The sequence below is a fragment of the Bacillus sp. Brlt_9 genome, from assembly GCF_051948935.1.
Taxonomy (GTDB): domain Bacteria; phylum Bacillota; class Bacilli; order Bacillales; family Bacillaceae_G; genus Bacillus_A.
Genome location: NZ_JAYJLO010000002.1, coordinates 664,035 through 677,297 on the forward strand (window position 1 = coordinate 664,035; position 13,263 = coordinate 677,297).

At 37.9% G+C, this 13,263-nt stretch carries 12 protein-coding genes; 10 read left to right on the top strand and 2 right to left on the bottom strand.

Translation table 11 applies throughout. The features are described from left to right. Positions 1 to 51 precede the first annotated feature (51 nt). Positions 52 to 198, bottom strand: coding sequence for a YycC family protein (locus tag VF726_RS09735; RefSeq protein ID WP_001247671.1), 147 nt, complete (start codon positions 196 to 198; stop codon positions 52 to 54). A 50-nt stretch (positions 199 to 248) separates the two neighbouring features. On the opposite strand from VF726_RS09735, the gene VF726_RS09740 reads away from it, so the two are divergent. After that, complete coding sequence (locus VF726_RS09740) at positions 249 to 977, top strand: glycerophosphodiester phosphodiesterase (RefSeq protein WP_440167681.1); 729 nt, start codon at positions 249 to 251, stop codon at positions 975 to 977. A 48-nt stretch (positions 978 to 1,025) separates the two neighbouring features. On the opposite strand, the gene VF726_RS09745 is transcribed toward VF726_RS09740, so the two are convergent. Further along, positions 1,026 to 1,259, bottom strand: a complete 234-nt coding sequence (locus tag VF726_RS09745; RefSeq protein ID WP_166701851.1) for a DUF2627 domain-containing protein — start codon at positions 1,257 to 1,259, stop codon at positions 1,026 to 1,028. Positions 1,260 to 1,395: 136 nt separating this feature from the next. Here VF726_RS09745 and VF726_RS09750 point away from each other — a divergent pair, with 136 nt between their 5' ends. The 9 genes from VF726_RS09750 (at position 1,396) to VF726_RS09790 (ending at position 13,189) form a co-directional block, all read left to right on the top strand. Next, positions 1,396 to 3,468 carry a sigma 54-interacting transcriptional regulator gene (locus VF726_RS09750; RefSeq protein WP_440167683.1) on the top strand — a complete coding sequence of 691 codons (2,073 nt, stop codon included), beginning with the start codon at positions 1,396 to 1,398 and terminating at the stop codon, positions 3,466 to 3,468. 195 nt (positions 3,469 to 3,663) lie between these two features. Further along, a complete protein-coding gene (yqiS, locus tag VF726_RS09755) occupies positions 3,664 to 4,563 on the top strand; it encodes a phosphate butyryltransferase (protein ID WP_440167685.1) in 900 nt (299 codons plus the stop codon). Positions 4,564 to 4,597: 34 nt separating this feature from the next. Further along, on the top strand, positions 4,598 to 5,698 hold the full coding sequence (locus VF726_RS09760; RefSeq protein ID WP_087956898.1) for a leucine dehydrogenase: 1,101 nt from the start codon (positions 4,598 to 4,600) through the stop codon (positions 5,696 to 5,698). Between the two features lie 87 nt (positions 5,699 to 5,785). Then, positions 5,786 to 6,889 carry a butyrate kinase gene (buk, locus tag VF726_RS09765; RefSeq protein WP_087956897.1) on the top strand — a complete coding sequence of 368 codons (1,104 nt, stop codon included), beginning with the start codon at positions 5,786 to 5,788 and terminating at the stop codon, positions 6,887 to 6,889. A 4-nt stretch (positions 6,890 to 6,893) separates the two neighbouring features. Continuing rightward, positions 6,894 to 8,315, top strand: a complete 1,422-nt coding sequence (gene lpdA, locus VF726_RS09770) for a dihydrolipoyl dehydrogenase (RefSeq protein ID WP_440167688.1) — start codon at positions 6,894 to 6,896, stop codon at positions 8,313 to 8,315. Positions 8,316 to 8,342: 27 nt separating this feature from the next. Further along, positions 8,343 to 9,344, top strand: a complete 1,002-nt coding sequence (gene bfmBAA, locus VF726_RS09775; protein ID WP_440167690.1) for a 3-methyl-2-oxobutanoate dehydrogenase subunit alpha — start codon at positions 8,343 to 8,345, stop codon at positions 9,342 to 9,344. A 13-nt stretch (positions 9,345 to 9,357) separates the two neighbouring features. Further along, the gene (gene bfmBAB, locus VF726_RS09780) at positions 9,358 to 10,341 is read left to right on the top strand and encodes a 3-methyl-2-oxobutanoate dehydrogenase subunit beta (RefSeq protein WP_000290071.1); all 984 of its coding nucleotides are present in this window, start codon (positions 9,358 to 9,360) and stop codon (positions 10,339 to 10,341) included. Between the two features lie 15 nt (positions 10,342 to 10,356). Beyond that, positions 10,357 to 11,670, top strand: a complete 1,314-nt coding sequence (locus VF726_RS09785; RefSeq protein ID WP_440167693.1) for a dihydrolipoamide acetyltransferase family protein — start codon at positions 10,357 to 10,359, stop codon at positions 11,668 to 11,670. 340 nt (positions 11,671 to 12,010) lie between these two features. Next, on the top strand, positions 12,011 to 13,189 hold the full coding sequence (locus tag VF726_RS09790; protein WP_097841197.1) for an FtsW/RodA/SpoVE family cell cycle protein: 1,179 nt from the start codon (positions 12,011 to 12,013) through the stop codon (positions 13,187 to 13,189). Positions 13,190 to 13,263: the final 74 nt, after the last annotated feature.

Here is a 13,263-nt window from a genome sequence, read left to right on the forward strand (position 1 = left end):
CATCCGTGATATAATAGAAAATAATAAAAAGTCCTGCAAAACAGGACTGTATTATTCTTCGTCTTTATTTTGTTTTTCTAATTCAACTAACTTTTGAATTAAAATGTGTTGCGGCATATGCATAAGTTGTTCAAGTGGAACACCTAACGCTTTTGATAGGCGGACTGCAGTGTCTGGAGAAATTTGTAATGGTCTCATAGAAGTACCTCCTTTTTCGTATAGTATAGCATAAGATTGGGGGAGTGAGGATGACTCTTATATTCGCACATCGTGGTGCAGCAGGAACATACCCAGAAAATACGATGATTTCATTTGAAGCAGCGGAATCTTTTAGAGCAGATGGAATTGAACTGGATGTTCAATTAACGAAAGATGGAAAAGTTGTCGTCATTCATGATGAAACAGTGGACCGGACAACGAATGGAAAAGGTGCGGTTCGAAATTATGTATATGAGGATTTATGTAAATTAGATGCGAGCTATAAATTTGGTAATAAAGTAGGGTTTTGTAAAATACCTCTTTTAGAAGAAGTATTACAATGGATTGAAAAAACAGAGTTGCTACTTAATATTGAACTTAAAAATAATAAAATTCCATACAGAGGTTTAGAGGAAGAAGTTATAACGCTTGTACGGAAATTTAATCTAGAAGATCGTGTTATATTTTCTTCATTCAATCACTACAGTATGAAAAGGTGCCATATGATGGCTCCTGATATTCAAACAGCGATTTTATATCGCGAAGGTTTGCATAGTCCGTGGGCGTATGCGAAAAAAATGGGCGCTACAGCAGTACACCCTAATTATCGTTATCTTCAAGATGCCATTGCCGAATTAACGATGGAAAGTGATGTAGAGGTTCGCCCCTATACAATTAATGAAGAAACACTTATGCTGAAATATTTTGATATGAATATTTCAGCAATTATTACTGATTACCCTGAAACGGCAAGAACGTTATTGCCAATAAAAAAATGAGGCCGCGTGTAACGGTCTCATTTTTTATTTATAAACAGTGAGGCCTTCCTACCTTTTAAAGCGAGCTTGTACTTTATTTCGTTTACGATCTCGGTGTAAGACAAAACCACCAAAAATATAAAACCCGAGCCCGAAGCAGAGAGCGCCAATTAAAAATTGTAACCATAGTATAGAGAGTGGAGGAAATAGAATCCCGAATACAGTATCTCTCATTAACTTAATGCCAAACACAGCTAATGAAATAGGGATGAGTGCTAATAATAGAGCGAGGTAACGCTGCATATAAACTCTCCTTTTCAGATTATTTCGTTTATTTCAATGATGTTATATGAAAAGGGGGTTTGTCAAGAGGGGGCTGAACGAGTAAGATAAGGGTGTGAAAAATTTTGCAGAGATACTTCGAGAGGAAGTGTAATATATGAGACAAAAAGTTTTAATTGTTGGTGCAGGTGAAGGTGGCAGTACACTGCTGAATCTGTTGCAAAGTTCGAATATATTTCAAATTATAGGGATTATTGATATAAATCCGATAGCAAAAGGGTTACAAATGGCTAAAGAATACGGGATTACAATTGGAGAGAGTGTAACGCCATTTCTTTCTATGCACATTGATGTAATGTTTGATATGACAGGTGACACTGATTTACATAAAGATTTATTAAAGAAAAAGCATAAAGATACTCTTCTTATACCAGGTGATATTGCGAAAATTGTTACGAGATTAGCACATGAGAAGGAAGATTTAATTGGAAAGTTAGAAGAACAAACGCAACAAGGTGATTTAATTTTAAATTCTACGCATGACGGTATGATTGTAATCGATCGAGATGGACAAGTTCGTCTATTTAATAAAAGTGCAGAGCGTATTATCGGGTATAAAAAAGAAGATGCGGTAGGGAAATATATTTTAGAAGTCATTCCGACGAGTAAGTTGCTTCGTATTATACGTACGAAACAAATAGAAGTGAATTATGAACTGACATTAGAGAATGAAAAGAAAATTATTACAACCCGTATTCCGATATTAAAAGAGGGAGGAGAAGTACAAGGGGCATTTGCGATTTTTAAAGATATAACAGAGGTTGTAGATCTTGCGGAAGAAGTTACAGATTTAAAAGAGATTCAAACGTTACTTGAGGCGATTATCAACTCGTCTGAGGAAGCCATTTCGGTCGTGGATGAAAAAGGACGAGGATTAGTAATTAACCCTGCGTATACGAAATTAACAGGTTTAACAGAAGAGGATATTATTGGGAAACCAGCTACAACTGATATTGTAGAAGGTGAAAGTATGCATATGAAAGTACTTCGAACGCGTAGGGCGGTACGAGGAATACATATGAAGATTGGACAAAAAAAGCGAGATGTAATTGTAAACGTAGCACCGGTCATTGTGGATGGCATCTTAAAAGGTAGCGTCGGTGTAATTCGTGACGTATCAGAAATTCAAAAGTTAACAAATGAATTGAATCGAGCAAGGCAAATTATTCGAACGTTAGAAGCGAAGTATTCGTTTGATGACATTGTCGGAAATTCAGATGAAACAACGGCCGCTATTGAACAGGCGAAACTTGGCGCGAATACACCAGCAACAGTATTGCTACGCGGAGAATCTGGAACGGGTAAAGAATTGTTTGCACATGCTATCCATAATGGAAGTAACCGAAAGTATAATAAGTTCGTTCGTGTAAACTGTGCAGCTATTTCGGAGACGTTGTTAGAAAGTGAATTATTCGGCTATGAGGAAGGTGCATTTTCTGGTGCGAAAAGAGGCGGAAAACGTGGATTCTTTGAGGAAGCGAATAACGGTAGTATTTTTTTAGATGAAATAGGAGAATTGTCTGCAAATACACAAGCGAAACTCCTTCGTGTGTTGCAAGAAAAAGAGATTGTAAAAGTTGGTGGAACGAAAGCGATCCCTATCAATGTCCGAGTAATTGCAGCAACGCACGTGAATTTAGAAAAGGCTATTCTAGAAGGAGAGTTTAGGGAGGATTTATATTATCGATTAAATAAAATTCCAATTCAAATCCCGTCTTTGCGTCAGCGTAAAGAGGACATACCATCAATTGCAGAAAGATTAATTCAAAAAATTAATCAAGATTATGGCCGAAATATAGAGGGACTCACTCATTCAGCTATTTCGTATTTACAATCATATGAATGGCCAGGCAATGTGAGGGAACTTGAAAATATTTTGGGGAGAGCTATTATCTTTATGAATTATAACGAGACCTATATTGATGTACACCATTTACCGCCATTACATAACGAAGAGCAGGTGGAATCAAAGCAAGCTCATTTATTGCCAGAGCTAGAAGAAAAGCCACTTGAACATTTAGTGACGGAGTTTGAAGGGAATATCATTCATGAATATTTAGAGCGGTTTGGTGGAAATAAAACACAAACGGCAAGAGCGTTAGGAATTTCGGTTCGAAATTTATATTACAAGCTAGAAAAGTATGAGTGTGCAAAAAATAGCATGCAATAAATTGCGTACCATGCAATTTATTGCATGGTATACAAAATACGACAAAGTAAGACAGAATATTTTGTTATTTTCCAAAGTATTGATTTTACTGCATTTTGAATGCGTTTTCATTATTGGTAAGACCACTTTTAAAAGTTGGCACGGTATTTGCTTTATAAAAAGACGAGGGACGACGGAAAGGGTTGATTACAAAATATGAAGTTAGAACACTTAATTGATCAAGCAGCAGGGCAGCCTAAAAAAACTGTGGCTGTAGCAGTAGCTGAAGATCATGAAGTAATTGAAGCTGTAGCAAAAGCAATTAAATTACAGCTAGCTCAATTTCGTCTATATGGAAATCAAGAAAAAATAATAGGGATGCTACAAGAACATAGTTTACAAACTTCAGAACATATTGAAGTAATTGCAGCACAGTCAAGTGCTGAGGCTGCAGAACTTTCTGTGAAAGCTGTAAGAAATGGCGAAGCAGATGTGCTTATGAAGGGAAACATCCCAACAGCAAATATTTTGAAAGCTGTATTAAATAAAGAGTGGGGACTTCGTAAAGGTAGCGTACTTTCACACGTTGCAGCATTTGAAGTTCCGAATTACGATCGTCTGATTTTTGTTACGGATGCAGCGATGAACATTGCACCTGATGTAACACAGAAAGCTGCTATTATACAGAATACTGTAGAAGTTGCCCAGGCAATAGGAATTGATTTGCCAAAGGTAGCACCAATTGCAGCGGTAGAGGTTGTGAATCCTGCGATGCAAGCAACAATTGATGCAGCGATGTTAACTCAAATGAATCGCCGCGGACAAATTAAAAATTGTGTCGTTGATGGACCACTTGCTTTAGATAATGCAGTATCACAAATTGCAGCAGAACATAAAGGCATAGTAAGTGATGTAGCAGGTAAGGCAGACATTTTACTCGTCCCAACGATTGAAGCTGGAAATGTGCTATATAAATCACTCGTCTACTTTGCTGATGCAAAAGTAGGAGCAATGATTGCTGGCGCAAAAGCACCGATTGTTTTAACATCTCGTGCTGATTCAGCAGAAACAAAAGTATATTCATTAGCATTGGCAGTTGCGACTGCTTCAAAATAAACCAAATAGGGTAAAACATTAGGGGGAAACGACAATGACATTAGAAATCTTCGAATACTTAGAAAAATATGATTATGAGCAAGTAGTATTTTGTCAAGATAAAGAATCTGGTTTAAAAGCAATCATCGCAATTCATGATACAACACTTGGACCAGCACTTGGTGGAACAAGAATGTGGACATATGATTCTGAAGAAGCGGCGATTGAAGATGCATTGCGTCTTGCAAAAGGGATGACATACAAAAACGCAGCGGCTGGTTTAAACTTAGGTGGTGCGAAAACAGTAATTATCGGTGATCCACGTAAAGATAAGAGCGAAGCGATGTTCCGTGCGTTAGGACGTTACATTCAAGGACTAAACGGACGTTACATTACAGCTGAAGATGTTGGTACAACAGTAGATGATATGGATATTATCCATGAAGAAACTGACTTCGTAACAGGTATTTCACCATCATTCGGTTCTTCTGGTAACCCATCTCCAGTAACTGCATACGGTGTGTATCGTGGTATGAAAGCTGCTGCGAAAGAAGCTTTCGGTACTGATAATTTAGAAGGAAAAGTAATTGCTGTTCAAGGTGTTGGTAACGTAGCGTATCACCTATGCAAACATTTACACGCTGAAGGAGCAAAACTAATCGTTACAGATATTAATAAAGAAGCTGTACAACGTGCAGTAGAAGAATTCGGTGCAGCTGCAGTTGAGCCAAATGAAATTTACGGTGTTGAATGTGATATTTACGCACCATGTGCACTAGGCGCAACAGTTAATGACGAAACTATTCCACAACTTAAAGCAAAAGTAATCGCAGGTTCTGCAAATAACCAGTTAAAAGAAGATCGTCACGGCGACATCATTCATGAAATGGGTATTGTATACGCACCAGACTATGTAATTAATGCAGGTGGCGTAATTAACGTAGCAGACGAGTTATATGGATACAATAGAGAACGTGCATTAAAACGCGTTGAGTCAATCTATGACACAATTGCAAAAGTAATTGAAATTTCAAAACGCGATGGCATTGCAACTTATGTAGCAGCAGATCGTTTAGCTGAAGAGCGCATTGCAAGCTTGAAAAACTCTCGTAGCACATACTTACGCAACGGTCACGACATTATTAGCCGTCGCTAATCATTCATATATTACTTTTACAAAAGGTGTGGTTACCTCTTATGAGGTTTCCACCTCCTTTTGAATTTATTAGTGGAGGTAGCAACAGTGTCTTTAAATCGAATTCTTGTTATTAATCCGGGTAGTACATCCACAAAAATTGGTGTTTTTGATAATGAAAGACCTGTTTTAGAAGAAACTATTCGCCATGATGAAGAACAGATTGGAAAATATAAGCGAATTATCGACCAATATGAGTTTCGTAAAGAAACGATCTTAGAAGTTCTACATTCTCACGGTATTAATATTTCAAAGTTAAACGCAGTTTGTGGACGCGGGGGATTACTTCGTCCAATCGAAGGCGGAACATACACAGTAAACGATTCAATGTTAGAAGATTTAAAAAATGGGTTTAGCGGTCATCACGCTTCAAACCTTGGGGGCATTTTAGCTTATGAAATTGCTTCTGGATTAAATATTCCGGCATTCATTGTAGATCCTGTCGTTGTAGATGAAATGGAGCCAATTGCTCGTATAAGCGGTATTGCTGGTATGGAACGTAAAAGTATTTTCCATGCATTAAATCAAAAAGCAGTTGCTCGTAAAGTGGCTGAAGAATTAAACCACAAATACGAGGATTTAAATTTATTAGTTACACATATGGGCGGCGGTATTACAGTTGGTGCTCATAAAAAAGGAAAAGTTATCGATGTGAATAATGGTTTAAATGGAGAAGGACCATTTAGTCCAGAGCGTGCGGGTACAGTACCAGTAGGACAATTAGTTGAAATGTGCTTCTCTGGTGAGTATTACCGAGACGAAATGGTTAAAAAACTTGTCGGACAAGGTGGACTTGTAAGCCTTATCGGTACAAATGATGCGATTAAAGTAGAACAAATGGTTGAAAAAGGTGATCCTGAAGCAACTCTTATTTATAAAGCAATGGCATATCAAGTTGCTAAAGAAATTGGCGGAGCTAGCGCTGTACTTCATGGGAAAATCGATGCAATCGTATTAACTGGTGGACTTGCTTACAGTAAAATTCTTGTTGATGAAATAAAAGAACGAGTAGACTGGATTGCAGATGTTATCGTACATCCAGGAGAAGATGAATTACAAGCATTAGCAGAAGGAGCACTTCGTGTACTACGTGAAGAAGAAGCTCCAAAAGAATATGTTGTACGTGAAAAAGAAACGGTAGCTAGGGGTTGAGATAATGGCAAAAGAATATGATTTAGTCATCGTTGGCGGCGGTACTGGTGGATATGTTGCTGCTATTCGTGCATCACAACTAGGTTTAAAAACTGCACTTGTTGAAAAAGAAAATCTTGGTGGTACTTGTTTACACAAAGGATGTATTCCTAGTAAAGCCCTTTTACGTAGTGCGGAAGTATACGCAACTGCTAAAAAAAGCGAAGAGTTCGGGGTTATTGCAAGTAATGTAGAACTAAATTTTGCGAAAGTACAAGAGCGTAAAGAGAAGATTGTAACGCAACTTCATAAAGGCGTTCAACATTTAATGAAACAAGGTAAAATTGATGTGTTTGAAGGTATTGGCCGTATTCTTGGCCCATCTATTTTCTCTCCGATGCCAGGGACAATTTCAGTTGAACTTGCAAGTGGAGAAGAAAATGAAATGTTAATTCCAAAAAATGTACTTGTTGCAACAGGTTCTCGTCCGAATTCATTACCAGGTTTAGAATTAGACGGAGAGTACGTAATGTCTTCCGATCATGCCCTAAAATTGGAAACGCTTCCTAGCTCGATTATTATCGTAGGTGGCGGTGTAATCGGTATTGAGTGGGCATCTATGCTTGCTGACTTCGGTGTAGAAGTTACAGTATTAGAGTATGCGAAAACGATACTACCACTAGAAGATCAAGACGTTTCAAAAGAAATGCAACGTCTATTCAAGAAAAAAGGTATTAAAGTGGTAACTGGTGCAAAAGTATTACCAGAAACATTGGTAAAAGATAATGGAGTAACAATTCAAGCTGAACATAACGGTGAGAATAAAGAATTTAAAGCAGAAAAAATGCTTGTATCTGTAGGACGACAAGCCAATACGCAAAATATTGGTTTAGAGAATACGGATATCGTTGTGGAAAAAGGATACATTCAAACAAATGAGTTTTATCAAACGAAAGAATCTCATATTTACGCAATCGGTGATGTAATCGGTGGTTTACAGCTTGCTCACGTTGCTTCTCATGAAGGAATTGTTGCAGTAGAACATATTGCTGGTAAAGAAGTTACACCAATTGATTATTCTATGGTATCAAAATGCGTATATAGCAGTCCGGAAGTTGCTTCTGTCGGCTTAACGGAACAAGAAGCGAAAGAAAAGGGCTATAAGTTAAAAGTAGGGAAGTTTTCATTCCGTGCAATCGGAAAAGCACTTGTATACGGCGAATCAGATGGCTTCGTAAAACTTGTAGTTGATGAAGAAACAAATGACATTCTTGGTGTTCATATGATCGGACCACATGTGACAGATATGATTTCTGAAGCTGGTCTTGCAAGAGTACTTGATGCAACACCGTGGGAAGTAGCACATACAATTCATCCGCATCCATCATTATCTGAGGCGATTGGTGAAGCAGCATTAGCTGTAGATGGAAAAGCGTTACACGCATAAAAATGTGGATTTAGGAGGTTATGAAAAATGGCAGAAGTAAAAGAAAAGCGCCATGAAGAGCTTGGCTTAAGTGATGAGCAAGTATTAGAAATGTTCCGTACGATGTTACTTGCACGTAAAATTGACGAACGTATGTGGTTATTAAACCGCGCTGGTAAAATTCCATTCGTAATTTCTTGTCAAGGACAAGAGGCTGCGCAAGTTGGAGCGGCGTACGCTCTTGATAGAGAGAAAGATTATGCATTACCATACTACCGTGATATGGGTGTTGTACTAGCGTTTGGTATGACAGCGAAAGAGCTTATGTTGTCAGCTTTCGCGAAAGCTGGAGATCCAAACTCTGGTGGTCGTCAAATGCCTGGTCACTTCGGTCAAAAGAAAAATCGTATTGTGACAGGTTCATCTCCAGTAACAACGCAAGTACCACATGCAGTTGGTATTGCACTAGCTGGAAAAATGGAGAAGAAAGATTTAGTAACGTTCGTTACATTTGGAGAAGGTTCTTCAAACCAAGGTGACTTCCATGAAGGAGCAAACTTCGCTGGTGTACACAAACTACCTGTTATTTTCATGTGTGAAAATAATAAATACGCAATCTCTATTCCAGTTGAAAAACAATTAGCATGTAAAAATGTATCAGACCGTGCAATCGGTTACGGTATGCCTGGATATACAATAGACGGAAATGATCCGCTTGCAGTATATAAAGCTGTAAAAGAAGCAGCAGACCGCGGCCGTCGTGGTGAAGGCCCAACTTTAATTGAAACAGTATCATATCGTTTAACAGCACATTCTAGTGACGACGATGATCGTGTTTATCGTGATAAAGAAGAAGTAGAAGAAGCGAAGAAAAAAGATTCAATTATAACATTTGCTGCTTATTTAAAAGAAGCTGGCGTGTTAACTGAGGAATCTGAAAAACAAATGTTAGACGAAATTATGCATATCGTAAATGAAGCAACAGAATATGCAGAAAATGCTCCGTATGCAGCACCTGAAGATGCATTGAAGCACGTATACGCAGAATAGGGGGGAACGTTTCATGGCTGTAATGTCTTATATTGATGCTATTACATTAGCAATGCGCGAAGAAATGGAACGCGATGAGAAAGTATTCGTTTTAGGTGAAGATGTTGGTAAAAAAGGTGGCGTATTTAAAGCGACACACGGTTTATATGATCAGTTTGGTGAAGATCGTGCACTTGATGCACCGCTTGCAGAATCTGCAATTGCTGGGGTAGCAATTGGTGCGGCAATGTATGGTATGCGTCCAATCGCTGAAATGCAGTTTGCTGATTTCATCATGCCAGCAGTAAACCAAATTGTTTCTGAGGCAGCAAAAATTCGTTATCGTTCTAATAACGATTGGACTTGTCCAGTTACAATTCGTGCGCCATTTGGCGGCGGTGTTCACGGCGCATTGTATCATTCACAATCTGTGGAAGCGATGTTTGCTAACCAACCCGGTTTAAAAATCGTTATCCCTTCTACACCATATGATGCAAAAGGCTTACTAAAAGCTGCAATTCGTGATGAAGATCCAGTATTATTCTTTGAGCATAAACGTGCATATCGCTTAATTAAAGGTGAAGTGCCAGAAGATGATTACGTATTACCAATCGGAAAAGCAGATGTAAAACGTGAAGGTGATGATATTACTGTTATCACATACGGATTATGTGTTCATTTTGCTCTTCAAGCAGCTGAAAAGTTAGCACAAGATGGCATCTCTGCACACATTCTTGATTTACGTACTGTATATCCATTAGATAAAGAAGCAATCATTGAAGCTGCTTCTAAAACAGGTAAAGTTCTTCTTGTAACAGAAGACAATAAAGAAGGAAGTATTATGAGTGAAGTGGCAGCAATTATTGCTGAAAACTGTCTGTTTGATTTAGATGCGCCAATCGCACGTCTTGCAGGTCCAGACGTTCCAGCGATGCCATATGCACCAACAATGGAAAAATTCTTTATGGTAAATCCAGATAAAGTTGAAAAAGCAATGCGTGAACTTGCGGAATTTTAATCGGGGGGACTATACATGGCTGTAGAAAATATTACAATGCCTCAGCTCGGAGAGAGCGTTACAGAGGGTACAATTAGTAAATGGCTTGTTAATGTTGGCGATCACGTAAATAAGTATGATCCGCTTGCAGAAGTAATGACTGATAAAGTAAATGCTGAAGTACCATCTTCTTTCACTGGTATTGTGAAAGAGTTAATTGCTGGTGAAGGTGATACGTTAGCTGTAGGTGAAGTAGTTTGTGTGATTCAAGTAGAAGGCGCAGATGAAGTAGCAGCAACAGCTGTTGAGGAAAAAACAAAAGAAGAACCAAAGGCAGAAGTAGCTACGTCTGAAAAAGCACCGAAAGCAAAACAACCAACTGATGGAAAACCTCGTTTTTCACCAGCTGTGTTAAAACTTGCGGGTGAGCATAACGTTGATTTAGATCTAGTGGAAGGTACGGGAGCAAATGGCCGTATCACTCGTAAAGATATTTTAAAGCTAGTGGAATCTGGAAACATTCCGCAAGCAGGTGCGAAGAAAGAGGAAGCGGTAGCAGCAGTAGAAGCGCGTCCAGAAGCACCAAAAGCAGCGCCGGTAGCACAAAAAGTAGAAGCTGCGAAACCAGTTTCTGTACCAACAATGCCTGGCGATATCGAAATTCCAGTAACAGGTGTGCGTAAAGCAATCGCAGCGAACATGTTACGTAGCAAACACGAAGCACCGCACGCTTGGATGATGATTGAAGTAGATGTGACAAACCTTGTGTCATACCGTAATTCAATTAAAGGTGATTTCAAAAAACGTGAAGGCTTTAACTTAACATTCTTTGCTTTCTTCGTAAAAGCAGTAGCACAAGCGTTAAAAGAGTATCCTCAAATTAATTCAATGTGGGCTGGCGATAAAATCGTTCAGAAGAAAGATATTAACCTTTCTATCGCTGTTGCAACAGAGGACGAACTATTTGTACCAGTAATTAAACACGCAGACGAGAAGACAATTAAAGGCATCGCTCGTGAAATTACAGAACTTGCAGGAAAAGTACGTACGAAATCGTTAAAAGCGGACGAAATGCAAGGTGGAACATTTACAATTAATAACACAGGATCATTCGGTTCTGTTCAATCTATGGGTATTATTAATTACCCACAAGCGGCTATTTTACAAGTTGAATCAATTGTAAAACGTCCAGTAATTATGGATAATGGTATGTTCGGTGCTCGTGACATGGTTAACTTATGTTTATCACTTGATCACCGTGTACTAGATGGCTTAATTTGTGGTAAGTTCTTAGGACGTGTAAAAGAAATTCTAGAAAATACGTCAGAAAATAATACATCTGTATATTGATAAAAAGCTCGCTTATGCGAGCTTTTTATCATTTTATTTCTTCGTTTTCATCCTACTATATGTACATCACTTTTCCCAGCAATCTTACAATGAACGAGTATGTATTAGGAATTTACGAAAATACATTGCTGATATATGGTATATAGATATAAAATAAGAAAAGAATAATTTTTTTGGCAAATCTTACTGATGAAACTGTAGTATAATATATTGTATTGTATGAAAAAGAGAGTTATTCTATATAAGTGTTTTATAGATAATGTGTAATCAGTCGTCAAAACATGAAGAATGTTGACTCCTGGTTTTTTATTTTGCTGTAACAATGTTTCAGGAGGATGTCATGAAAAGAAGTACCGAGTTTCTAAAAAGTTTAGATGTAAAATTAATATTAATTTTGTTAGCATTATGTGTTACGAGTATAGCTGCTATATATAGCAGTCAGCAAACTGGCCAATATGGAGAGGCAAACTTTGCAATGAAACAGGGTTTGAACTACATAATTGGGGTCGTATTGTTATTGCTTGTTGCAAGCATTGACTTAGATCAATTACAAAAATTGTCTTGGCCACTTTATATCGTTGGATTTGCGTCACTTATTCTTTTGAAAATACTACCGGTTTCCACTTTCACACCTGAAAAATTAGGTGCGAAAAGATGGTTTGTATTTCCATTAGTTGGACAAATTCAACCATCTGAGTTTTTCAAAATTTCATTGCTTCTCGTAGTAGCAAGTATAGCAGTGAAACATAATGCGCAGTATATGGCAAGGACATTCCAAACGGACTTAAAATTAGTAGGTAAAATTGTGCTAGTATCCCTCCCGCCTATGGCCGTTGTATATAGCCAACCAGATACAGGGATGGTGTTCTTATATGCTGCTGCAATTGCATGTATTTTATTTATGTCAGGTATTCAGAAGAAATTGATAGCGTTATGTACAGTTATTCCGGTGACCGTATTATCTACGTTAATATTTATTTACGTAAGGTATGAGGATTTCTTCTTTAATAATTTAGTTACGTTACTAAAACCTCACCAACAATCACGTATTGTAGGTTGGTTAAATCCATTTGAAAATGCAGATCAAGGTTATCAAACACAGCAATCGATTTTAGCTGTAGGTAGTGGCGGTATGGAAGGGAAAGGATTTGGCGAAGGGAACGTTTATATCCCTGAGAAGCATACTGACTTTATCTTTGCTACAATTGCCGAAGAAGGTGGATTTATCGTAGCCGCGTTAGTTGTATTCTTGTTCCTATTACTACTATATCGAACAATTATTATCGGTTATTCTGCTGATAATTTATTCGGTACATTATTATGTGCGGGAGCAATTGGAATATTAACGGTTCAAATATTCCAAAACATCGGTATGATCGTTGGATTAATGCCTGTAAAAGGGATTGCATTACCGTTCTTATCATATGGGGGAAGTTCCTTATTCTCGAATATGATTATGATGGGTCTCATATTATCGGTACGGAAAACGTATAAAAAGTATATGTTTTCTGTTAAGTAAAAAAGCTGGTTCGTGTAAAATACGAACCGGCTTTTTTACATATATGCTCTTAAACGTTGCACACTAAAACAGAC